Annotated in this window: 24 protein-coding genes and 1 pseudogene; 9 read left to right on the forward strand and 16 right to left on the reverse strand. The window is 66.3% G+C overall.

Going from position 1 to position 22,939, the window contains the following annotated elements:
* Positions 1-121: 121 nt before the first annotated feature.
* Positions 122-298 (forward strand): annotated as a pseudogene (locus L1892_RS13065) (hypothetical protein); the annotation flags it as partial.
* A 38-nt stretch (positions 299-336) separates the two neighbouring features.
* On the opposite strand, the gene L1892_RS13070 reads toward L1892_RS13065, so the two are convergent.
* The 8 genes from L1892_RS13070 to L1892_RS13105 all read right to left on the reverse strand — a co-directional run bounded on the left by L1892_RS13070 (position 337) and on the right by L1892_RS13105 (position 8,649).
* On the reverse strand, positions 337-570 hold the full coding sequence (locus tag L1892_RS13070; RefSeq protein WP_235724038.1) for a PIN domain-containing protein: 234 nt from the start codon (positions 568-570) through the stop codon (positions 337-339).
* A gap of 333 nt (positions 571-903) precedes the next feature.
* Positions 904-1,428 (reverse strand): hypothetical protein, encoded by a 525-nt coding sequence (locus L1892_RS13075; RefSeq protein ID WP_235724039.1) that lies wholly within the window; start codon positions 1,426-1,428, stop codon positions 904-906.
* An 83-nt stretch (positions 1,429-1,511) separates the two neighbouring features.
* Entirely contained in the window at positions 1,512-3,035 is a 1,524-nt protein-coding gene (locus tag L1892_RS13080) for a hypothetical protein (protein WP_235724040.1), read from the reverse strand.
* Positions 3,036-3,306: 271 nt separating this feature from the next.
* Complete coding sequence (locus L1892_RS13085; RefSeq protein WP_235724041.1) at positions 3,307-4,728, reverse strand: ABC transporter ATP-binding protein; 1,422 nt, start codon at positions 4,726-4,728, stop codon at positions 3,307-3,309.
* Entirely contained in the window at positions 4,725-5,552 is an 828-nt protein-coding gene (locus tag L1892_RS13090) for an ABC transporter permease (protein WP_235724042.1), read from the reverse strand. Before L1892_RS13090 ends, L1892_RS13085 begins: the two co-directional genes overlap by 4 nt.
* Positions 5,549-6,499 (reverse strand): ABC transporter permease, encoded by a 951-nt coding sequence (locus tag L1892_RS13095; RefSeq protein ID WP_235724043.1) that lies wholly within the window; start codon positions 6,497-6,499, stop codon positions 5,549-5,551. Before L1892_RS13095 ends, L1892_RS13090 begins: the two co-directional genes overlap by 4 nt.
* A gap of 543 nt (positions 6,500-7,042) precedes the next feature.
* The gene (locus L1892_RS13100; RefSeq protein WP_235724044.1) at positions 7,043-8,290 is read right to left on the reverse strand and encodes an ATP-grasp domain-containing protein; all 1,248 of its coding nucleotides are present in this window, start codon (positions 8,288-8,290) and stop codon (positions 7,043-7,045) included.
* A gap of 221 nt (positions 8,291-8,511) precedes the next feature.
* The gene (locus L1892_RS13105; protein WP_235724045.1) at positions 8,512-8,649 is read right to left on the reverse strand and encodes a hypothetical protein; all 138 of its coding nucleotides are present in this window, start codon (positions 8,647-8,649) and stop codon (positions 8,512-8,514) included.
* A gap of 436 nt (positions 8,650-9,085) precedes the next feature.
* On the opposite strand from L1892_RS13105, the gene L1892_RS13110 reads away from it, so the two are divergent.
* Positions 9,086-9,529 carry an Hsp20/alpha crystallin family protein gene (locus L1892_RS13110; RefSeq protein ID WP_235724158.1) on the forward strand — a complete coding sequence of 148 codons (444 nt, stop codon included), beginning with the start codon at positions 9,086-9,088 and terminating at the stop codon, positions 9,527-9,529.
* Between the two features lie 104 nt (positions 9,530-9,633).
* On the opposite strand, the gene L1892_RS13115 is transcribed toward L1892_RS13110, so the two are convergent.
* The 4 genes from L1892_RS13115 to L1892_RS13130 are packed head-to-tail and all read right to left on the reverse strand — an operon-like array spanning position 9,634 to position 10,742.
* The gene (locus L1892_RS13115) at positions 9,634-9,903 is read right to left on the reverse strand and encodes a DUF4235 domain-containing protein (protein WP_235724046.1); all 270 of its coding nucleotides are present in this window, start codon (positions 9,901-9,903) and stop codon (positions 9,634-9,636) included.
* A gap of 10 nt (positions 9,904-9,913) precedes the next feature.
* On the reverse strand, positions 9,914-10,144 hold the full coding sequence (locus L1892_RS13120; RefSeq protein ID WP_235724047.1) for a DUF3618 domain-containing protein: 231 nt from the start codon (positions 10,142-10,144) through the stop codon (positions 9,914-9,916).
* Positions 10,141-10,539: a phage holin family protein gene (locus tag L1892_RS13125; RefSeq protein ID WP_235724048.1), complete on the reverse strand. Its 399-nt coding sequence runs from the start codon at positions 10,537-10,539 to the stop codon at positions 10,141-10,143. The genes L1892_RS13120 and L1892_RS13125 overlap by 4 nt, the downstream gene beginning before the upstream one ends.
* 32 nt (positions 10,540-10,571) lie before the next feature.
* Positions 10,572-10,742 carry a hypothetical protein gene (locus L1892_RS13130; protein ID WP_235724049.1) on the reverse strand — a complete coding sequence of 57 codons (171 nt, stop codon included), beginning with the start codon at positions 10,740-10,742 and terminating at the stop codon, positions 10,572-10,574.
* A 133-nt stretch (positions 10,743-10,875) separates the two neighbouring features.
* Between L1892_RS13130 and L1892_RS13135 the strand changes: the two genes are divergently transcribed.
* Together L1892_RS13135 and L1892_RS13140 are read left to right on the forward strand one after the other, a co-directional pair.
* Positions 10,876-11,409 carry a DoxX family protein gene (locus L1892_RS13135; RefSeq protein WP_235724050.1) on the forward strand — a complete coding sequence of 178 codons (534 nt, stop codon included), beginning with the start codon at positions 10,876-10,878 and terminating at the stop codon, positions 11,407-11,409.
* A 66-nt stretch (positions 11,410-11,475) separates the two neighbouring features.
* A complete protein-coding gene (locus L1892_RS13140; protein WP_235724051.1) occupies positions 11,476-11,682 on the forward strand; it encodes a hypothetical protein in 207 nt (68 codons plus the stop codon).
* Between the two features lie 108 nt (positions 11,683-11,790).
* Here the strand turns inward: L1892_RS13140 and L1892_RS13145 are convergent, their stop codons facing one another.
* A complete protein-coding gene (locus tag L1892_RS13145) occupies positions 11,791-12,894 on the reverse strand; it encodes a T6SS phospholipase effector Tle1-like catalytic domain-containing protein (protein WP_235724052.1) in 1,104 nt (367 codons plus the stop codon).
* Positions 12,895-13,204: 310 nt separating this feature from the next.
* Complete coding sequence (locus L1892_RS13150; RefSeq protein WP_235724053.1) at positions 13,205-14,725, reverse strand: MFS transporter; 1,521 nt, start codon at positions 14,723-14,725, stop codon at positions 13,205-13,207.
* A gap of 23 nt (positions 14,726-14,748) precedes the next feature.
* Between L1892_RS13150 and L1892_RS13155 the strand changes: the two genes are divergently transcribed.
* Both L1892_RS13155 and L1892_RS13160 read left to right on the forward strand, forming a co-directional pair.
* On the forward strand, positions 14,749-14,892 hold the full coding sequence (locus L1892_RS13155) for a hypothetical protein (protein ID WP_235724054.1): 144 nt from the start codon (positions 14,749-14,751) through the stop codon (positions 14,890-14,892).
* Between the two features lie 159 nt (positions 14,893-15,051).
* The gene (locus tag L1892_RS13160; RefSeq protein WP_235724055.1) at positions 15,052-16,062 is read left to right on the forward strand and encodes a glycoside hydrolase family 26 protein; all 1,011 of its coding nucleotides are present in this window, start codon (positions 15,052-15,054) and stop codon (positions 16,060-16,062) included.
* Between the two features lie 19 nt (positions 16,063-16,081).
* On the opposite strand, the gene L1892_RS13165 is transcribed toward L1892_RS13160, so the two are convergent.
* On the reverse strand, positions 16,082-16,942 hold the full coding sequence (locus L1892_RS13165) for a universal stress protein (RefSeq protein ID WP_235724056.1): 861 nt from the start codon (positions 16,940-16,942) through the stop codon (positions 16,082-16,084).
* 182 nt (positions 16,943-17,124) lie between these two features.
* Here L1892_RS13165 and L1892_RS13170 point away from each other — a divergent pair, with 182 nt between their 5' ends.
* The 3 genes from L1892_RS13170 (at position 17,125) to L1892_RS13180 (ending at position 20,627) form a co-directional block, all read left to right on the forward strand.
* The gene (locus L1892_RS13170; RefSeq protein ID WP_235724057.1) at positions 17,125-18,720 is read left to right on the forward strand and encodes an HNH endonuclease signature motif containing protein; all 1,596 of its coding nucleotides are present in this window, start codon (positions 17,125-17,127) and stop codon (positions 18,718-18,720) included.
* Between the two features lie 575 nt (positions 18,721-19,295).
* Positions 19,296-20,132: a DUF6745 domain-containing protein gene (locus tag L1892_RS13175; RefSeq protein WP_235724058.1), complete on the forward strand. Its 837-nt coding sequence runs from the start codon at positions 19,296-19,298 to the stop codon at positions 20,130-20,132.
* A gap of 45 nt (positions 20,133-20,177) precedes the next feature.
* Positions 20,178-20,627 (forward strand): DUF8820 family protein, encoded by a 450-nt coding sequence (locus L1892_RS13180; RefSeq protein WP_235724059.1) that lies wholly within the window; start codon positions 20,178-20,180, stop codon positions 20,625-20,627.
* Positions 20,628-20,743: 116 nt separating this feature from the next.
* On the opposite strand, the gene L1892_RS13185 is transcribed toward L1892_RS13180, so the two are convergent.
* Positions 20,744-22,936, reverse strand: coding sequence for an acyltransferase family protein (locus L1892_RS13185; RefSeq protein ID WP_235724159.1), 2,193 nt, complete (start codon positions 22,934-22,936; stop codon positions 20,744-20,746).
* Between the last annotated feature and the right edge of the window lie 3 nt (positions 22,937-22,939).

The raw sequence follows: 22,939 nt of genomic DNA on the forward strand, positions 1-22,939 counted from the left end.
CTCGAGCATCTACGCGGCATCGCCCTCGGATTCCGCAACCTCGGCCACTACATCTTGCGGTCCCTGATCCATTCCGGACAGCTCGCCGAACGCCTGGATGCACTCTGAATCAGGAAGAGCCATGAATGCGGTGCTGCTGGTCAACCTGGTCTGGTCTGCGTGGCTGCTCGTCGGCTTCCTCCGCGGCCGGGTGGGATTCAGCGCGCTGGAACGCTGGCAGACGCGGTATCTGCCGGTCTTCGGGATCTGGGCGGCGCTGGTGGTGGTGGTCCTACCCCCGATCTTCGGTTTCAACTGACCGGTCGGAGCATGCGCCACCTCGACGCACCAGACAGTTCAGGGCACGATGATCGGCGCCGATCCGTCACCGAGCCGGAGTACTCTGAAGTGCCGATGGTCAAGTGTTGCAATCGTTCTGGTCTGATACACGTCGGCCAGCACGATGTTGGATGCATCGGCGATTCCGATCGGGACGTCGGAGTACCGCTCGACAACGGCAGTCGCCGCCGCCAGTCGATCGCGTGGCATCGCGGCGAGCTCCCACGCCCCCGAGGCCAGCTCAGCGAGCACCAGTCGTTCAGCGCGCGAGCCGTGCCGTGTCGACTGTGTTCTGGTGTTTGCTATCACTTACCGAACCCATCGAGAAGCTCACCCACTCGGTCAGCGGCGGGTTCACTCCCGGTGAAGAGCGCACCACGCGGACGAACGGTGTTGCGACTGAGAGCATCGCGGAGCGTTTGGCGCACGACTTCGGCCTCAGGAATCGCCCGGCGACGTGCCTCGAGCTCAATCGCTCGTTTCAAGTCGTCCGGAAGATACAGGGACATCCTCGCCATGCCACTTATGATATGGCCGGTGGCGCCTCCTAGCGGGATCACATAAGTACGTTTGCCTCGGTCGCTACTACAGGGTGTGATCGCCAGACGTCGATCGCACTTCGGCATCTACGGCGACGCCATGACCGAATGTCTCACAACGCCAACTCGATGGGCGCCACAGCACACAAAGCGTGACGACGTTGAGCACCAGCATCCCGACGTAGGGCACAGCGAAGACGAGCAGTTCGGGCACGGTGAGTGTCGCCGCCCAGCTCACGTCGTCGTACGGTTGCGGGTCGAACGTAGGCCGCCCGACGCCGGCGATCGCGAACGACCACACTGCGGACATCCACAGCAGCCCGGCTGTCGCGACCACCCGACCGAGGCGGGGTAGCTCGGTCACCGCCAAGACTCCCAACACTGTGACCGGAATCGCCGGCAGGTAGAACATCGTTCCGAAGATCATCACCAACATCCAGTTGGCCGCCACGTCCAGCGCGGATGACGGATTGGCGTGCTCGTTGAGCACTGCCATGATCGCGAACACGACGATGCAAAGCAGGAGGGGCGCGAGAACCGAACACCACGCCCACCGCCTGATCGAGTGCATGACTCCGATGCTGCCACGACGGAACCGCCACTCGAAGGCAACATCCTTTCTGAGGGCGCAGGCTTGTCGACGTAGTGTCCGATTCACTCATCGGCGCGTGCACCACCTGTCGCAGGTGGGATCGACTCGGTGATCATCGCTGACACATCTATGGGTGTGGGTTGCGCCGACGAGTGACGATGAGCTCGAAAGAGCCGCTTGCGGTCGCAGATCCAGACATTCGGACCATCCGCAGCGACCGACCGGGGCTTGTCGACGGACCAGCTGACGTGTGGCGTCAGGGTGGCGGCGTCGAGGATGGTCAACCGCGGCTCTCTGGGCAGCGTCGTGTTCAGGTCGTCCGGCGGCGGCAGCGGCCACCATTGCGTGGCCAGATCATCGGAGTCTCGTCGTGCACGAAACGTCTCGATCCACACGTCGTCATCGACCCCGCCGCCCGTGATGGGCTCTTTGGGTAGGCGATCGGCCGGGCCGAGCGTCAGGTCGTCGTTGACGATCGCCGCCTGCCCGCGGCCGTAGAGGATGCGTAGCGGTGTACCGGCTAAGACCGGCCACGCATGCCGCCCCAACTGCTCGAGGACCGGTCCGACGCTCACCTCCCCCGAGGTGCTGACCCGCACCAGCCGCAACTGTGTGGAGCCTGCCCGGGACAGCAGCACGAAGTCGCCGGTGTGGCGGTCAACGCCCGGGAAGCCGATGGTCTCCGAGTCGGGAAGGTCGACGGGCAGCGGTGGTCGGTCCGGTGCGTAGAGCGTCCACCCCCGGGTCGCGTGGTGAGCGAGGAGCGTCTCGCCGCTGACCGCTGCAATGGCGGCACCGACGTCGGCGACTCGGTACGCTCCCTCCCCGGCGGTGATGCGGTACACCGCTGGTGGCTCCGTCGCCCAACAGCCTGTGGGAGTGGCATATACGCGGCGAAAGTCGGCGGGCAGTCCCGGAAGCACGTATTCGACAGCGTCGTTGGCCCGGGTGTCGATGCGGGCGACCACCGGCAGCTCGGTGTCGGAGACCCACACCGTCAAATCGCCGGCAACGGAGACGTGACCGGGCACGACACGTGGGCGAACGGGCGGCGGTGCAACGTCATCGAGGTCGAGGTCGATCAGGATCGCGGTGTCCCGGTAGCTCATGCCGGAAGCGGTGGCAGTGACATCGTCTCCATGAAAGTGCGGGGCGCGCTGGACGTCTCGGTAGTGGGCCGGTGCCCCGCCGATGACCTCCCACGAGTCGTCGACGGGCCGATAGGCCTCGGAGATGATGCGCACGCGGGTGATGCGGCCGCGCACGCGTCCCGGGTTGTCGATGTTCAAGGCCGACGTGAAGTAGCCGGTCAGCTCGACGGGTCCGGTCAGCGGTCGCGTGCCATGCCAAGTGGCGGTCCAGCCGTCGCCGCGCAGTAGACCTTGCCACATCCAGTACGACACAGCGGATTCGTGATCGTGGTGCTCGAACGGCCCTCGGTCCTCGAGTTCGAGCACGCCGCGCACCGTCATGACCTCGGCGTCACGCACACGATGGTTGACAAACGCCGACCCGGCTTCGACGAAGCCAACCGGAAAATCGGTGACCGCTCCAACCCGGGGAGGTGCGAGCGCTCCGTCGCCCACGGACGACTCAACGACGCGCACCAGCAAACGACGCGGGCGCCTCATGCGCCTTTCTGCAGACTCAGCATGTGGACACGGTAGCACCGAAGTCACGCGGCCGCGTCTGCCCGCTCGGGTGGCGCCGGCGGTCGGTCGGACACGAGGCACAGCGCCCACTCGACCGAAAACGACGCCCAGTCAACGAGAAACGGCGCCCAGTCAACGGAATCTGGCGCCCAGTCGACGGGAAACGGCGCACAGTCAACGGGAACGCACCGCGAAGGGTCTGTCGTCACGCGCGCTGCCCCGGGTGGTCGAGGTCGACGACTCGGTCGGCGACCTGCGCGACAGCCTTCTGGTCGTGCGTAATAATCAACAATGACCGGCCCTCGTCGCGGGTGAGTCGGGACATCACATGCAGTACTTGGCGCTGAGATTCGGGGTCCAAACCGGTCGTCACCTCATCGCAGATCAGCACCGAGGGGTCGGCGGACAGGGCACGCGCGATCGCGGCCCGCTGCGCCTCACCACCGGACAGCGTGCCCGGGCGACTGTCGGCCAGAGCCCGACTGAGCCCCACCTGCTCGATGGCACGCAACGCCGCGGCTTGCGCCTGCGCCCGGCCGGCCGATCGCAGCCGCACAGGCGACCGCACGATCTGATCCCACACCGAGCGATACGGGTCGAACGCAGCCTTCGCGTCCTGGAAGACGTAGCCGATCGCGGCAGCATCGGTTCGGGATCGGCGGCTCACCACGTCCGGCAACGGCCGGCCGTCGAGGAGCACCCGCCCTGCCGACGGCGCCTGCAATCCCGCCAACACTCTTGCGGCCGTGGACTTCCCCGACCCGCTCGCGCCCACCAGCGCCACACACTCGCCGGGTTCGACGCGCAGGGAGAAATCCTGCAAGACCGGATGACGCCGATACCCGGCGCTGATGCTCTCGAGCGCCAACCGCGCAACCCCTCTTTCAACGACGTCGCAAGCGGCGATCCGGTGACGTTGCCGACCGCTGTTCTCGTCGCGTCCCGTTGGCTGTCGGTCCGCAACCGCGACGATCCGTCCGTGCTCCATGGTGATGACATGTGATGCCACCCGCCGCACCGCGTCATGATCGTGGGTGAGCAGCAACACGGGCAGTCCGAGCCCGACGAGGCGTTCGATCTCGGTGAGTACCGCATCGCGACGCGCCGGATCCTGACCGGTGGTCGGTTCGTCCATCACAAGGCAGTCCGGCGCGGTGAGCAGAGCCAGCGCGATCACCAGACGTTGCTGCTGGCCACCGGAGAGTTGATGCGGATGACGACGTAGCATCGCCGGATCGTCGGAGAAGCCGGATCGCCGCAGTGCGTCGCCCACCGACACGTCCGCGCCCCGACGCCGTGCCGCATGCTCGACGTCTCGCAGAACGGTTCCGATCCGCAGCGCCGGATTGAGTACTGCCGACGGGTGTTGCGGCACATAGCCGAAGCGCAGCTGCGCGGCGCTTCTTTCACGCCAACTGAGCTGCACACCCGGCCGATGCTCACCCATCAGGGCCATCGCGGTCGTCGTCTTGCCGCTCCCCGATGCGCCGACCAGAGCGGTGACCCCGTCTGCGGGGATGTCGAGATCGATATCGTCGACGATCACCCGTTGCGCAGTGCGCGCGGTGAGTCCGCGAATCGAGACGAGAGTCGCTGCCACCGGAGTTGGTCCGGTCACCTGAGTCATGCCGATACCCCCGCGAGGGTTCCATTGCGCCCCTGCTGTCGGGTCAACGAGTCGCACAGCAGGTTCACGCCCACCGCCATCGCGATGATGAGTGCAGCGGGAACCAGAACTCCCCACGGCACCAGTGCAATCCCGCTTCGGTTGCGATCCACCATGACCGCCCAGTCGGTGCCCGCGGCATCAGCGGTGAGACCGAGGAAGCTGGCCGATGCGACCAGGTAGATGGCTCCGACGAATCTGAGTCCGGCGTCGGCGGCGATGATCGGGACCAGGGTGCGACCCAGATAGCCGATGATTCTGCGCCACCACGACTCCCGTTGCAGTATCAGCGCAGCCATGGCAGGGGTGTGCACTGCACGCAGGGCAGATGCGCGGATCAGTCGGGCCGCATCCGGAAACAACAACAGGGCAACGGTGACCGTCAGCACCACAGTGCTGGCTCCCGACATGGCCACCACGATCAGCAGCAGCATGATCGACGGCAACGACAGCAGCACGTCGAGCGGACGCATCATCATCTCGTCGATGAGCCGATGCCGGCTGGCGGCCGCGCTCATCGCCCACGGCACCGCGACGGCGTAGGTCAACACCACCGCGATCACCGCAATCACCACCAGCGAGCGCCCACCCAACAGGACCTGCGCCAGCACATCGCGACCCTCTACGTCGGTGCCCAGCAGCCAGTTCTCGCCCTGCGTGAAGGCCGGGCCACGCTCACCGGGCTCGGCCACCAGCGGACCGGCGAGCGCCACCAACAGCGGTATACCTGCGAGCGTGGCGCCGAGGATCAGTGCAAGTCGAGGATGTCGTCGCAAGGAACTCACAGTGCATCTCCGGCCGCCGGATTCAGCAGATAGGCAACGATGTCGGCGACGGTGTTCACCACCACTGTGATCACCGCGAACAGGCACACCACCCCCATGAGCAATGGCAGATCGCGGCTGCTGACGGCATCCACCAGGACCTCGCCGAGACCGCCGATGGCGAAGACGGCCTCGACGATCACCACACCGCCCAGCATCCAGTCGGCGATCCGCGCGACATGCTGGGTCGCCGGAGTCAGCGACCCGGGCAGTGCGTGCCGCCAGATGACCCGACGCGTCGAGATACCCAGACGCAGCGAATGTTCGATGTACTCCGAGTCCAGGGTGGTGGCCATCGATGCGCGCACCAACCGGGACAGTGAGCACACCGGACGCACCATCAGGACGATGACCGGCAGGACGAGCAGTTCGGGTTGGTCGAGTAGCGAGTCCCCGGCGCCGACCGCGGTAGGGGGAAACCATCCCAGGCCCACCGCGAACACCGAGATGAGCACGATCGCCACGGCGAACTCCGGTGCCGCGTACAACGCCACCGTAGTACCCGTGATGGTGCGATCCACCCGCCGGCCGCGATGCGTGGCGGCCATCACGCCGATCGCGATGGCCGCGGGGACGGTCAGCGCCATCGCGAGAACCGCGAGCGTCACCGTGGGCCCGAGGGCGTCGGCGAGAATCGCGGTCACCGGGCGCCCAGAGCCCGCGGAGGTTCCGAGATCCCCCTGTAGGAGACCACCGGCCCAGTCACCGAGCTGGGTGAGCAGGGGCCGGTCGAGACCGAGGTTCTGTCGCAGCGCGGCGATACGTTCGGGATCGGGATCGTCGGCAGCAATGGCCACGGCCGCGTCGCCGGGCAAGGCGGAGGCGACCACGAACACACAGCCCATCACCGCCGCCGTCTGCACCACACCCACCGTCAGACGGACGCCCGCGTAGCGGGCGATGTTCATGCGAGCCCGTGCGTCCCCCTCTGAGATCGCACGCGACATAATGCACACCACGTTCTCGGAGGCACGCGAGCAACGAGTTGACCACGCCGACAACCAGGACCCGCTCGCCCGGAACCACCGGGACGAGTCCGGTCACGTGGCGGGCGCGCCGCATCGATCGGAACAGCGAATCGCCCGACGGCAGAGGTAACGCTACGCATCGAGAATCGTCGCGGTGCGGACACGTGTGTGCGAGGTAGGCGTCGAGGACTGCGATTCGGACGGCGCGCGATTCGTGACGGAGGAGCCGCTGGACCGAAGCTCCTGCGCAGTCGAGGACCGTCCCGGGGTCGAGGCTGCCGGGTTCGATCGAGCACGAGCCGACCGCCGTGCCCACCCGGACGCTGAGGACCTGATTCCGGTACTGCTGGTTCCGGCCGGCATGCTGTGCGGCCTGATCGGTGATGAACGCGACCGCTACCGACAGGTCTGCCGGCGGAGCCGAAGCCGGTTCGGTGCAATACTTCTCCATCAACGCATCAACGCAGTCGAGCTCTGCCGGCATCACGAGCGTGTGTCCACGATGGTCACTTCGAGTCCGGCCAGGAGATCATCGGCCACCCGACGCGCCGCACCCGACTCGTCGGCGAGAGCGATGATGTTGCCGAGGTAGGAGTTGTTGTTCGCCCCCGATGCGGTGACATGTCCGGGCTCTTTGAAGGTCGCCGACACCACCGCCGGATGGTCGGTGATGGCGTCGGCCCCGTGCAACGACGTCAGCGTGCCCGCCCGGTGCGGCACGAGCATGCTCACCGCCGCGCTGCGTGAACTCGAACGGTGTGCTGAACACACCGAACCGCCCGTCGACGACGGGTCGCGGCCGAGTGCGAGTTCGACTGCTACGGAGGGTAAGTCGATTCCGTCGACGTAGCGAATCAGCTCGGTGATCTGGTTACCGGCCGGTCGTGGATTGATCTCGATGATCCTGGGCCCGTCGCCGGTGAGCCGCAGTTCGGTGTGCACCACCACGTCGTCGAGGCCCAGCGCGGCGATGGCCTGCTCGGCTGTCACGATGAGAGCCGAGCGGTCCTCGGGACTCAGGTGCGCCGGGAACATGTGCCCGGTCTCCACGAACCCCGAGTCTCCGCCGAGGCTCTTGTCGGTGACTCCGAGCGAATGAACCCGGCCTCGATGTACCCAGCTCTCCACGCTGAACTCCGGTCCGTCCAGGAACTGCTCCAGCAGGACGACGGGTTCTCGTTTCTGGCCGCGTGCATTGATGTCGAAGCTGCGCAACTGCGCCACCGCTGCTGCGACGTCGGTCCAGGAGTCGGCTCGCCGCACGAACATTCCGGCGCACAGGTCAGTCGGCTTGACCACCAGGGGGTAACCGATCTCGTCGGCTGCCGCACGCAGAAGAACTTCGTCGTCCAGACCCACGGTCCGGTGACGGGGCCCGACGAGACCCGCGTGATCGAGAGTTACGCGGGTGCGCGCCTTGTCGCAGGCGTCGGCGATCGAGTCCGGGCTGGGGCCGGCCAGCCCCAGTGCGGACGAGATATGTGCGGCGAGGGGCAGGTAGTAGTCGCATGCGGTGAGCACACCGTCGATCCGCAGGTCGGCGTCGATCTCGCGTGCCGCCCGCAACCCGTCGGCAAGATCATTGGTGTCTGCCGTGACCACGGCGCGTCCCGCGAGTAGCGGGTGCATCTCCTCGGGCGGCTGTTGGCGCGCGTAGTGCTCGGGCGCGCGGGTGAGGAAGGTGAACTCCACGCCCAGCTGCTCGATCGCACGCGGCAGGAGCGTCCCCATGGACCCCACCCAGCTTTCCACCAGGAGCAGATGTGGCACCGCGAGTTCCCCTAACGACGTCGACCGATGGAAAAGGAGCAGGCGCTACCTTAACCATAATGACAGTCGTTTTTAATATGAAGCTATGTGCCGAGGAAGGATCCCTCGCTGACCGTCGAGTGCGCTTCTCCCCGTTCGGCGCCCGAGACCTCCGGGCGTCACCAGTCCAGGGGTCTTGCCGCTCAGGGCAGCCGGTTCAACGAGTGGATTTCGACGCCCAACGATGCGATTGCGATCAACGCCGCCAGAAATACCGTCTCCACCGAGGCGCCGACAAAGACGAGGGCGAAGGTCGCGACGAATCCCAGAGTGGCGAGCACTGCGGAGCACAGCCCATCCACTGGACCCCTGTCGCCATTGGACGGGGCGGGAGGGTGCCGCCTCGGACTCCGCGATCCAAACGCGAGGCTCATCGAACGTCCCGAGCGGAGGTAGCCCCCGATGCTCGTCGTGCGTCGTGGGCCGACTGTCGCCATGTGGGGCCCGAAGTCATCACCGACGCCCACCATCGCTCCAAGGGAGAGGGGTCGGGCCACTCGACGACCGGTGGCTGCAAGCTTGATTCACGCGCAGTCATGGTGTCCTCCTTGTCATTCCGGCGGTGAAGCGCTGGCGCGAAACGAACAAGAATTTTTTAGCACTCTTTGCTTCCGAGTGCTAGCGCAATCGGCGATCCAGTGCTATTTATGGAGTCGTACAGCGAATGGGTGCTCGTCAACGGGTGGCGGGCAGCCTTGGTTCAGGAGGTGAGTGGCTGTGCTTCGTTTTGATCCGTTCAGCGATGTTGATGCGCTTACTCGGGGGCTGATGACCGGTTCGATGACCGGCACCCAGCGGACCCCGCGGTTCATGCCGCTGGATCTGTACAAGGTCGACGATCACTACATGTTGGTGGCCGACCTGCCCGGCGCCGATCCCGGCTCCATCGACATCAGTGTCGACAACGGCACGCTGACCCTGTCCGCGCAGCGCAGCGCGCCGTCGGACGAGGGGGTGCAGTGGCTGAGCAGCGAACGCTTCGCGGGTACGTATCGGCGGCAGCTGTCGTTGGGCGAGGGCATCGACACCTCGCGTATCACCGCCGACTACGACAATGGCGTTCTGACACTGACGATCCCGCTGGCCGAGCGGGCCAAACCGCGAAAGATCGAGGTGGAGGCGAAGGGCAGACCCGAGCAAATCGAGGCCCACGCCCAGTGATGACGCGGTGACTCGGTAACCGGTTGTGCGACAAGGTTTCGCACTCTGGCGTGGGCGGCACGGTCCGCGCACGCCAGAGTGCGAAGCCAAGCTCTCGGTAAGAGCTACTCCGGTGTTTCGTGGGTGACGGCCTTGTAGCCCTGGGCGCCCGCGCGGTCGATCGCCGCCTTCACCACTCCGTAGATCAATCCCTGCAGCGCAGCCGCCGCCAGGACCTCCCTGGTGCTGCGCTGCAGGTCTTTCGGGTTCGGCGCGTCGGGTTCGTCGGAGAACTGCGCCCACACCTTGTTGAACACCGCACCGGCGGCCATACCGCCGAGGATGCTGATGCCGAGCGCGAGTGGTTTGTACAGAGTCTTGGAGACGTTGCTCATGTGACCATTCCTATCGAATCCTGCGGCGGATCACCACAACCGCGCCGACCGCGAGGACCGCTGCAGCGACACCGATCAGGAGCTGCCGGTTGTCGCGGGCGGTCGCGGACGCCGCTTGCACCGTGTGCTCGGCGGCGTCGTGGGCGCGCGCACGCACATCCAGTTTGTCGGTGAGCGCGTCGACGGTCTGGGCGAGCTCTTCGCGCTGCTGCTCGACGGGCGGGTCCTCGGGGGTGGTCATCGTAGGTGCTCCTTCACGGTGTCGACGTCGCGCTGAACGCTGGCGGCGGTGTGTTGCGGTGCCGGCGGTACGGCAGCCTTGGCGCGTTGGGCCCCGATCCCCGCGACCACGGCTCCGATCACCAGCAGCACGGCACCGACGATCACCGCCGACAGCCACGGGTCGACGGCATTGGCCAACCCGATGACGGCCGCCGCCACCATCGTGGCGAGGCCGAAGAACAGCAGCAGCGCACCGGCGCCGGACACTCCGACGCCGACGCCGAAACGGCTGCTCTTGGTCTTCACCTCGTCAAGGGCGTCGCGGATCTCGGTTTTGACCAGCGTCGTGGTCTGATGCTGCAGTCGCTCGACGAGTTGGACGGTCGAGAGTTCTTCGGGCGGTTGGTCGGTCACGGTGTCGCCTCCTCGCTGCTCAGTGGCCACAATCAGTCGTCACGTGCGTCGTCGACCAGCTGCTGCTCGTGCTCGGCGCGCTGCGCGAGCGCGTCGTCGTCGAGGTGCTTGGGCTCCTTGGCGTGCTCGCGATGATCGGGAGTGACGTCCTCGGTGGGAGTCATCACGTCGTCGAGGTCCGGTGCATCGTTCTGATCGGTCATGGCTGTCGGGTTACCACGGGACACGAGCGTGAAACCTGAGGCGCCGGGGCAGAGGGGCGGCCAGGAGTCTCTCAGCTAAGCGGACTACAGTTCCGTTTTAGGTTTGCACCGCTAACGACCAAGGAGCTTTGTCATGTCTGCTGACAAGTCACGCACGAAGGCACTCGACCTGGGACTTCTGACGCTGCGCACCGCCGTGGGCGCCACGCTGTTCGCGCACGGCACGCAGAAGCTGGCGGGCTGGTTCAACGGCCCGGGCATCGACGGCACCGCAGCCGGGATGGACGCGATGGGATTCAAGCCGGCCAAATTGTCGGCGGTCACCGCCGGCGTGAGTGAGGCCGCGGGCGGACTGGTCGCACTGGGTGCGGGTACACGGGTTGCGTCGGCAGCGGGCGCGGCGGCGATGCTGGCCGCCGCCGACGTGCACCGGCCCAATGGATTCTTCTCGCAGAACGGCGGCCTCGAGTTCCCCGCGGTGCTGGGTGTCGCGTCCGCGGCACTCGCATTGACCGGTCCCGGCCGGTACTCGGTGGACGGGCTGCTCGGGCATCGACTCGAAGGTGAACGTGTGGGCGTGCTCGCGCTGGCCGGCGCCGCTGTGGGTGCGGCGGGTGTGCTGTATCGGCGCAAGCAGGCGGTGGCGGCTGCTGCTGCTGCTGACTAGGCTGCATTCCCGCCGACCCGATTGTGTCGGAGTGCGTTCGTAGCCTGATCACATGAACGCACGATCGTGGCAGCAACTGGTCGAGCAGAGCGTCGCCACTGCCGGGTCATCGAAACCGTGCCCGATCGCGATCAGGTCGCTGCGCTCATGCGGCTGCTGGGAGCCAGGCTCACCGGTGCCCTGCTGGTGTTGGAGTACGGGATCGACCGGTTGAACCCTGAATGGGTCGCCGGTTTGCGAGTCGCGCTGGCGCGCGAGCGGATGCGGGAGTGAGCGTGCCGCGGGTCGGCTTGGGTCGCGCGGGTCGTCGACGGGCCGCGTTCTCCAACAGCACCTGCGGGATCGGAAGCGGCCCGCGGCAAGCCAACGCAGCTGGCTGCGTCAGCCGTCGAGAGGTGACCGATACGGCTGCCGGTCATGACGCGTCGCGGCAACGCGATGCGTGACGCTGGGGTGCACCACATCGTCGGCTCGCGGCCGCCGCGTCCGCCAGCCACCCGCGAGGCGCCACGGACTCGCGTTCGGGACGATCTCACCCAACGCCAGGTCGCCGTCGAGGGGCTGACCGAACTTCACACCGAGTATTCGCCGGTATGCCTTCTCGTCGACGCATATACCGGCAGCGTGCGCCTCGTCGATCATCCATGCGAGCGCGATATCGGGTAGACGGCTGTCTTCGCGGCACTGGCCGCCGATGTCGCCGTGCACGCCCGCGAACCACACCTCTTGCACGTCTCTATCGGCGGTGGCCTCGGCGGCGAATCGGTATTCGGCGAAGGGTCGTCGGCGTTCGTCGATGGCCAGCGCGTGGCGTGCGGTCTGCACGTTGTCGATGTTGGCGGTGAACGGCCAGCGCGCCACCTCGAAGCGGGCGCGAAGATTGAGCCAGCCAACTGATTTGACCGTGTCCCAGACGCCGAGGAACCGGACCTGCTTGGTGTTGCGGAACGGGCCGGGAAAGTCGGGGTTGCCGAACTTGGTCCGGAAGTCGTTGCGCAACTTCCAGAATTCCTTCTCCGCACCACGATCCGCAGACCCGTCGGCAGACTCCCCGTTCGGCCCCGACCGCGTGTACAGCTTCAGCGCGTAGGGCACCAAATTGACGGCGTCGGCGTGTAACAGCCCGACGGTGCGCAGCATCCCGGTCAATGCGCGGGCCGTGTAGGCGCCGCGGGAGAAACCGAACACGTAGATCTCGTCGCCGGGCCGATACCGCTGACACAGCCAGGTGTAGGCCTCTTCGATGTTGTCGCGGATGCCGAATCCGGCCACCATGCCCGCGAATCGGGTGACGGCTCGGCCGGTCTGGGTGACCGCGGCGCGCGACCCCATCGTGCCGACGCCCGGGTCGTAGTAGACCAGCTGGCCGGAGTCCTTGACACAGGCGTCGAACATCCGTGCCACGTTGGTAAAGCCGGTCTCGGGTTCGTTGGTGGTGCCGTCGAGGCAGATCACCAGGTTGCGGTGCGCAGGCGCGTCGGTCATCAGGCTCCTCCAGAGCCCACGCTTCGGGCGGCGGGGGGTCGTCGTCGGGAACTACTGCAGTATCCCCGACGCGGGTCCACGAGGCGGCGGCCGGGTCGAGTCGCCGTCGCGCGGGTCGGCTCGGGTCGCGCGGGTCGTCGACGGGCCGCGTTCCCCGACCTCACCTGCGGGATCCGAATCGGCCCGCGGGAACGGCGTCGACCACGGCCCGTCACGGCGACCACGTCACCCCCACCACCGGAGGCAGTTGCGACTTGCCGTAGCTCTGACCACCCGGACCGCCTCGGGCTTGAACAGGCAGCAGCGATCCTCAGCGGTCGTCGCCGTAGGTGTCTTCGGGAATCTCGCCGGGCCGGTAGTTCGGCAGGCGGCCGGCGGGCACGATTGCGGTCGCGCTCAAGGCGGCGAGCAGCAACAGCCCGTACTTCAACGTCGCGAGTCGAGTGTCTTCGTTCACCCGGACCGCCTCATCGATCTGCTCGGGTGTCGCGGTGGTGGCGTCGAGCACCTCGCGCAACTCGTCGTTGCTGACGAAGTTCACGTTGTCCAGGTCCACCTGCGACACCAGCGAATCGGGCAGGCGCGGGTTGTCGACGACTGCTTGTCCGACACCGATGCTCAACAGAGTGACCAACAGCGCGCCCATGACCGCGGTACCGACGGCCGACGCAAGATTCTGCGTGGTACCGCGGACCGAGCCCACGTCACCGGCCAGCTTCTTGGGCGCCGACGTGACCAGCACGTTGAACACCAGCGTCACCAGCGCACCTTGCCCGACACCGAAGACGATGAGACCGAAAATAGTCGGCAGCGTCTCCCAATTGTTCGACACAACGTACGCCAGCCAGATCAGCGCAGCAGTCGTGAGAACGAACGAGAACACCCCGATCACCCGCGGCGTGTATCGCTTGTACACGCGCACAACAAGCGTGGCGGTGATGAACACCGTGAGATTGAAGGGCATCATCGCGAGCGCGGTGTCGAAGGGGGTACGTCCCTGCACGATCTGCACGTAGAGCGGCACCGTGAAATTCAATGCTGCTTCCATCGCCACGACGATGAACATGGCGTAGACCGCCGAGCGCTCGCGCGAACTGCGCAGCACCGACAGGTCGACCAGCGGAACCTTGCCGGCCGCCATCTGCCGTCGCGTCCACATGAAGAACGCCTGCACCAAGACCACGCCCGCGACGATCAGCATGGCCGCCGGGGAGACCCCGGCGATGTCGAAAGGTGCTGCGGGATCGGCGTAGAACGCCCCCCAGTTGTTGAGGTTGTTGAAACCCAGCGTGAGCGACATGATGCCGACGCCGATCAGGATTGCGGCGAAGACGTCGATCGTGATGTCCGGGTCACCGGGCACCGAGGTGAGCGTGAAGCTGAAGATCAGGATGAGAACCGCAAGTGCCAGCACGATTCCGAAGACGGGGCGCCATCCGACCAGCGTGCCCAGCGCACCACCGAGGAAGAAGGCACTCACCCCCGACACCGCACGAGCCGACCCGAGAGAGCCGATCGCCGTCGCCTGCTGGTCCCCGTGATAGTTCGCGGCGATCAAGGCGACCAACGATGGCACGATGATCGCGGCTGCCGCACCGGCCAACGCCTGACCCGCGATGGCCCAACCGACGGCGGGCGAGACGATCATCAGGATCGCCGAGCAGGCGAACACACCGACGACGATCCGGAAAATCAGCAGCCAACCGATACGTTGACCGAGTTTGGCCCCCAACATCACCAGGGCTGCGACGACGAGACCATAGACGACGATGGTGGTACTCGCGACGGTCGGCGCGACGTCGAAGTCCTCGACCATGCCGCCCAAGGACACCGGCCGCGACGTTGAAGGACATCATGACCTGGGCGAGGAACAACCCGATCATCGGCAACCAAGAGGAGCGGCCGGTCGCGGCAGGCTTCGCGGTCGAGGTGGTCATGTGCAGGCTCCTTGTCTCGGCCAAGTCCTTGGTGTCCGCGCACCCCGCTACCGGCGGCTGACGTGAATACCACCGCGCTCCGAAGGCTACAGACACGGGAAAGCCGTCGCGTGTCGGCGTGCAGGTTCTCGGCTGCGATGCACGACGTTCTCGCCTCAGCAACTGCGGCGGCGGCATCCCCTCCACGGCGCTGCCGGCACCGACCCGCCAAGATGGACTCATGACCACCGCACCGACCGATCGCACGCTGACGCGTGGCTGGTCGCGCCGCGAGGTCTTGCGCACGCTGTTGCTCGCCGGGTCGGCGACGTTGCCGTTGGCAGCCTGTTCGTCGCCGACAGCCGGCAACGAGCCCACCCCGGACCGTCGCTGGGGCGCCTACATCCCGAGCGTCCTACCGGCGAGTGCGTCGTCGCCGTCGCCTATCGATCAGCTCGCTGCATTGGCGGGCGCGGCTCCCGGCTACCTGCACCGATTCGCCGCGATCGGCGACAACGCACCGATCGCCGACCTCGACGCGATCGTCGAAGCCGGGGCCGGACCTTTGCTCAGTCTCGAGCCGTGGCAACCCGACGGCGGGATCGAGCAACCGCGGTATGCGTTGTCACGCATCGCATCCGGCGACTTCGACGATGACTTCCGACGCTGGGCGACGCAGCTCGTGGATTGGGGCAAGCCGATCCTGCTGCGGTTCGCACAGGAGATGAACGGAACCTGGTATCCGTGGGCGATCGGCATCGGCGGAAACACAGCCGCTGGGTATCGGGCGGCGTGGAACCGCATGTGGCGCATCTTCGACGACGTCGGTGCCGACAACGTGCGCTTCGTCTGGGCACCCAACGCGCTGACGGCCGCGACCACGGATTTCGCCGATGCGTATCCGGGACATGGCGTCGTCGACTATCTGGCCGCCGACGGCTACAACTGGGGCGACGCGCCTGGGCATCATTGGCAGTCTGCGCGAGACCTATTCCCGCCCAGCCTCAGTCGGCTGCGGGAGGTCGGCGGCAACCAGCCGCTGCTGATCACGGAGGTCGGATGCGCCGACGGCCCGTCACCGGAGGCGAAGGCGGACTGGATTGCTGACTTCTTCACGATCGTCGACGCCGAGCCTCGCCTCGAGGCGTTCCTGTGGTTTCAGACCGACAAGGAACGCGACTGGCGATTCAACACGACCCCGGTGAGCACGGCAGCGTTCCGGCAGGGATTGGCGACCATCGGCGATCGCTGAACCCTGCCGGCGCAGAAGCCTATTGCGTGTGCACCACCATGACCGGGCACTGCGCGACGTGCAAGACCGACTGGCATGTCGAACCCAGCAGCAGTCCGCGGAAGCCACCTCGTCCACGATTGCCGAGCACCACGAGCGGGGCGTCCTTCGCATGATCGAGGATGCTCTGCGCCGGCTTGTCCACGCTCAGCACGGTTTTCACGTCGACGTCGGGGTACTGCTCGCGTACGTCACGAAGCTGGGTTGCCACCAGTTCCACCGCCTCATCGTGGAGTTGTTCCCGCGGCGGCAGGTGCCGACCGCCGATGACCTCACCCGACAACGCGCTGTAGGTGTGCACTGCAACCACCGAGGTGTTCAGGGCCTGCGCCTGCCGAAACGCCTCCACCGCCGCCTCATGCGCGACCTGCGAACCGTCCAGGCCAACAACGACAGGTCCCGTCGACGGCCTCGACGCCTCTACGGACGGCACCACCACGACCGGGCAATCGCCGTGTGCCACCACATAGGTGCTCACCGATCCGAGCAACAATCCCGCGACTCCCCCGCGTCCGCGACTACCCACCACCAGGCACTTCGCCCGCGACGACAACTCCTGCAACAACAGAGCCGGGCGCCCTTCGACGACAGATGCCGTCACCTGCAGCCCAGGCGCCACCTTCCCGGCGAGCGCGGCCGCCTCGTCGACACCCTGGTGAGCCTCGGCGCGCAGCCCGTCGAGAAACGCCTGCGTCGGCACGATCGGCGGGATCTCGAAGGCAGTGACCACGTCCAAAGGGAGCTTCTCGCGTTCGGCCGCGGCTGCCGCCCACCGCGTGGCGACCAGGCCATTGTCCGAGCCGTCAACCGCCACGACCATCGAGCCGTCGCCCACAGTCATCAGTCATCTCCTTCTCCCGGGGTGTCCGTTTCGTTCTAGCACTTCTAGTTCACACCGCTGCGACGTTCCAGGTCAGGGCATTTCGTCCCCGGTCTTGTGTGATTCTGATCAAGAGGTTGCGAACATCGAAGATCGGGGTTACTCTCGAATGTACGTTCGAACGACGGTCGGGGGGCTACACAGTGTCGGGCACAGATCAGGTCAGTGAGGTGCAGCAGCTGTATGCGCAGTTGCATGACCTGTTGGATCGTATCGATGCCGTCGACACCACCTCCGCCATGGATGACGCGGTGTTGGATGTGGCCGAACAACACGAACGTGCCCATCGTCGGATGAGTCTGATCGGGCATCGCCGCATGATGGACTGCAACGACCGCGGCGTGCCCGGCCAACTCGGCTACCGCCACATCGGCGAGATGATGGCCCACCATCTCCGCATCCCCGATCACCGCCGCCGCATGCGACACATGCGGGCCCTGGCGCAATTCCGGTCCCTGCAGGGCGAACTCACCCCACCACGCTATGCGGGACTGGCAGCAGCAGTCGCCGACGGCGCCGCCACCCCCGCCCACGTCGATGCCGTGTTGAAAGTGGTGAAGAAGATTCCCCGCTCGGTGCCACTCGACGTCGCCGAGAAGGCCGAGGCGATGTTGGCCGAGTTCGCCCGCACCCTCACACCGAAACAGATCCTGAAGGCCGGCGCCGAACTGTTGAGCCGCATCGACCCCGACGGCACCCTGGCCGATGAACGCGACCGCGCCCGGCGTCGTTCGGTACTCATCGGTGATCAAGACGACCAATCGATGAGCGAGATCGACGGTGCCCTCACACCCACCACCCGCGCCATGCTCGACGTGATCCTGGCGAAAATGGCCGCCCCCGGGATGAACAATCCCGACGACAAGGACTCCCCACGCGGCGCGACTCTCAACGCCGACATCGAGAAACTGAAAGAGGCAGCCGGGCGCGACAATCGATCCACCGGCCAACGCAACCACGACGCCCTGCAAGCCCTGTTCAAGCTGGTCCTCGACGGTGGGGTACTCGGCAAGAGCCACCGCGGTCTGCCGCCACACATCATCGTCAAGGTCAACGAAACCGACCTGCGGGATCGTGCCGGGTTCGGGCACACCGCGACCGGCACCCAACTGCCCATCGCCGACATCATCGAGATGGCCGCCGAGGCGCAATTCCACCTCGCCGTGTTCAAAGACCACACCGCCCAACCGCTGTATCTGGGCACCGCCAAACGCTTCGCCAACCAGGCGCAACGGTTGATGCACTTCGCCCAAGACGGCGGCAGCGGATGCTCCAAACCCGGCTGCTCACATCCGAGCGCGATCGTCGAAATCCATCACGCCGACAAGGACTGGGCCGACGGCGGCACCACCGACATCGACACCACCGCACCAGCCTGCCCACCACACAACCGGATGGTCGGCCCCAACCCCGGACAATGGAGCACCCGCATCATCCGCCACGGCCGCGACGCCGGCCGAGCCGGATGGTCACTGAACCCACACGACGGCAGCCCACCCGGACCACCCCAGGTCAACCGGATCCACGAGGTCGGCGAACTCTTCGAACACTACCTCCGCGGCGGCACGATCAGCGAGGACCCACAACCCGCCGAAACCAAACCACCGGCTGCGGACGCGGCGGTTCGGCGCAAGCCGATCTCGCCGGCACGACTCGCCGCACGTACTCGACGACGAAAGCGCAAGCTGCGTCGAACAAGTCACCAAGCCCGACGACGATTGCTGGCCCGGGTGCGGTAGCTCGCGTGGTCCTCGCGCGCCCGCCGATCACCCGCGCGTGAAACTGCACGCGCGGGTGATCGCTGGGCGCGCGAGAACCTTGGCCGGTCGCCAGGTTAGGCAACCGGGTATTGCGCGAGAGACGATCCCGTGCCACTCTTGATTGCTATGACTACCGGAAAGGCGGACACCGCCACCATCGCGTGAGCGCCGTGATCACCCCGCCGACTCGTCACCGAGTCATTCAGCGTCATTCATCCACAGATCTGGCAGCAGAGATCACCGAGGCGCGTGCGACGTGGCTCGAACACGGTCTGTGCACCCTGCCGGCCGACCGAGATACCGCCGAATCCGCTGTCGCACAACTGTATCGATGGTGCGGCTACCCGGAACCCGAATTCGTCTGGACCACTTCACCGCCCGCAGCGACCGACTTTATCGCGTCCGAGGGCCTGGCAGCCTCCGTGTCGCTGTCACGCGATAGCGCCTCGCGCCGTATCGCCGACCGAATCAGTCGAGCTCGTGAGCGTGTGACCGGAGAGCGACCTGGGCAGCGGTTCCCGTTCCTTGGCCTACGCGCCGCACGGGAGCTTCGGGTGGCGCCGTACGCGGCTGCCGAGATGACCATCCAAGAATCGCTCGACGCCGGGATCGGCCCACGCGCGATGATTCGCACAGCCGTGCAGAACTCGTTGCGCACCAGCCTGTTCGACGGTATCGCGGCGACGATCCGGACCAAGATGAGGCCACTGAACGGTGTCGTCGCCTGGTATGGGCAACACGAGGCACACCGGGTCGCGATCTGCGACGCACTGTGGCGCTGCGGCGTTGCCCGAGCGTCCGCGTCCGACCACGCGACAGTTGACATACAGGCGACTCTCGCCACATCCACCGGCTGGTGGTGGCCGTTCGACGACGTGTGCGTTCTCGCCGAACGACCGATCGCGATCCACACCGAACCAACGCCGGCCGGTCTACACGGCGAGCGGCGCCTGCATCACCCGGACCGCCGCGCAGTGGAATTCGTCGACGGTACGGGGGTACACGTCGTGCACGGGACCGTGGTTCCGGACTGGGTCATCGACGATCCTTCACCGGAAAAGATCGCGCGGGAACGCAATGTCGAGGTCCGTCGAACGGCGATCGAGCGGATCGGTTGGGACACCTACATTGATGCTGCCGGCCTGAGATTGGTGGATCAGTCCCCCGATCCCGGCAACCCTGGAGGCGCTCTGCAGCTCTACTCGACACCGCCGGAATGGCGCACGAACGAGAAGATCCTGCTCGCCGTCAACGGATCTCGCGAACGCGACGGTCACCGTCGCCGCTATGGTCTGCAGATCCCCGGCTGGATCTCTACCGCGGTCGACGCGGCCGGATGGACCTACGGCCTCCGCGGGGCCGACTACGCGGGCCTCCTCCGACGTACCTGATCCGAGCTCCCGATTCCCACCCACAACAACCTCCACGGTGATCACATGAACATGACCCTGTCCGACCTCACCCACCGCAGCGGCCTGAGCGTCTTCGACTATCTCGACCAATCGATCTCGATCCCGGTGATCGACGGCATGCAGGCGCAAGGCGACCTGCTGGTGATCCCCTATCACCTCGTCGCCGGCGACGTACGATCGGTGAACCACACCCAGCGGGTGGACGTACCACTGTCCGGGGTGGAACTCCTGCGCAGCGCCGCGGGCGGTAATCCGCACACGCTGGTGGCCGACGGGGGCAGGTGCAGGTGGTCGTCGCCGGTCCGCGACGAGGCCCTACTCGCCCTGGGCATCCTGGAGAACGACGTCGTCGCCTACCTCATCCACCCCGAACATGGCGCCACCGGAATCGCACCGGGCCGCTATGTGATTCGTCGCCAACGCGAACGCGGCACCGGTGGTCTGTTCGGTCAGGTGCAATTCATCGCCGATTGACGCACGGGCGGATCGTCGGCCGTCGTCACCAGAGTCCTCGCGCGTGCGTTGATCACTCGCGCGTGAAACTGTGCGCGCGGTTGATCGCTGGGCGGGCGTGAAACTCCACCGGCTGTTCAGCGCCCGCCGTAGTCGAACCTCGCGGCGTCGAGCTGGCGTACCAGCGCTGGCTCAAGCACCTCGGCGGCGGTCGCGGTCAGGTGCGAGTCGTCACGGTAGAAGAGGATCTTGTTGCGTGCCGGGAAGCACAGGTTGCCGTCGCACAGCAGGTCATTGACGCCGATGGTAAGGATATCGGTGCTCTGCCCGCGCGCCTGCTCGTCGAGGATCGGTTCGATGCGAGTGAAGCCGTCGAGCTCGAAATCGCACTTGTGCCAGTTGTCCATCGCCCCGGACATGCAGTCGGCGATCTGGAAACCCGGGTACGGGGTGTCGGCGATGTAGACGATCTTCGCGCCGGTCGCGCGCAGGGCCGTCAGCGTGTCGTCCCAGGCCTGCTCCACGTCGTCGCGGTCGGGCACGTAGGTCGACAACGATGACACGAAGATGATGCGGGGCGCCACCGCCTGGATGTCGGCGAGCGCTCCGTCGCGCCATCGGAGGCACTCCGGCTGGGTGTAGGGGTCGCCGACTCCGCGACGCGGCGCCAGATTCTGTGCAGGACAGGCCGCTTTGGTGAACTGATGAATCCGCCAGCCATGGCTGGCGCCGATGCTGCGGATCGCTTCGGACCACTGGTCGGCGTGACTGTCGCCGAACACCACGACCGGGGTGCCATGGTCGGGACCGAAAGTGCAGTCGTGGCCGGCGGTGCTCTCGCCGACCGGGATCAGACAGTCGTGCGGCTCGGGTCGGTCGTCGTAGGCCTGGAATGGGTTGGGCACCACTGGTCCCGCCATCTCACCACGCTCGTTCCCGAACACCGACTGGTAGCTGAGCGCGGCATTGGCGACGGTGTCGCGGCTGGCGATCTGCACGGTGAGGATGCCGGCGATCATCGTGACGGTGAGCCCGACGACAACCCCGGTGACGCCGACCGAGATCGATGCCGAGGCGTTGCGTCGCAGCTCGCGGTTGTTGATGATCGGTTCTTCGAAGAACAGCGTCGACAGGGTCGCGATACCCAGCGCGACCAGCGAGACCAGCAGCAGAACTGGCCACGACGATGCGCCGGTGACGGTTTCGAAGAGAACGATCGCCGGCCAGTGCCACAGGTACCAGGCGTAGGAGACTCGGCCGAGGAATGTCAGGGGTGGGGTGGCGAGGAGGCGGGCGACGGTGAGGGTTGGGCGGTGGGACTGGTCTCGATACGCCTCCTCGCCTAGCGGCTCGGAAGCTACTCGACCAGCGGAAGGGCGCAGCGGCTCGGAAGCTACTCGACCAGCGGAAGGGCGCAGCGGCGCGAAAGGGGCTCGGGCGGAGGCTGGGAACAGCTGGCCGGAGACGATGACCAGGGCAGCACCCATGGTGGGTAACAGGGCGGCCGTGCCGGGGTAGGGGGTGTGGGCGTCGATCATCGTCGCGGCCACGATGATGCCGGCGAAGCCGAGCCATCCCACCAGGATCGCGACGGCCGCAGTGATTCGGGGCGACTTCCACCGCAACGCGAACAACGGTGTCACCACCGCGATCAGCCCGCCCACACCGAACTGCCACGCGCGGGTGTAGGTGGCCATGTAGGCGGTGGCTGGATCGGTCGGGGTGATCCGGATGGCGGCGATCAGCGAGGCGAGCGTCACCGCGCCCACCACCACTCCCACGGCGACCCGCATCGACACGTGGCGGCGCAGGGCGGTACGTGAGGCGATGGCGGCGGCGCCGAACACCGCCAGTGGCCACACGAAGTACAGCTGCTCCTCGATCGACAACGACCAGAAATGAGTTGCCAGACTGCCGTCGATGGCGCCGGCCAGGTAGTCGGCGTTCTGCGAGAGGAAATGCCAATTGGCAACTTGCGCTGCGGCAGCGAGCAGATCGATGGCCTGTTTGAAGACCTTCAGCAGCGGCATGGTCAGCGCGGCACCGATGGTCGACACCACGATCACCAACGCCGCCGCCGGAATGATCCGCCGCGCCCGCCGCGCGTAGAATCCCTTGAACGACAACGACCCGGTGCGTTCGTATTCGCGGATCAGCAGCCGCGTGATGAGGAACCCGGAGATGACGAAGAAGATGTCGACGCCGACGAATCCGCCGGTCACGAACGGGACATGCGCGTGGAACAGCACCACCAGCAGTACGGCGATGCCACGCAGGCCGGCGATGTCGTCGAAGAATGTCTTCGCGGCCGGGGACCGGGTGTCGCTCACCGA

Source organism: Gordonia tangerina, assembly GCF_021556435.1.
Classification (GTDB): Bacteria; Actinomycetota; Actinomycetes; order Mycobacteriales; family Mycobacteriaceae; genus Gordonia; species Gordonia tangerina.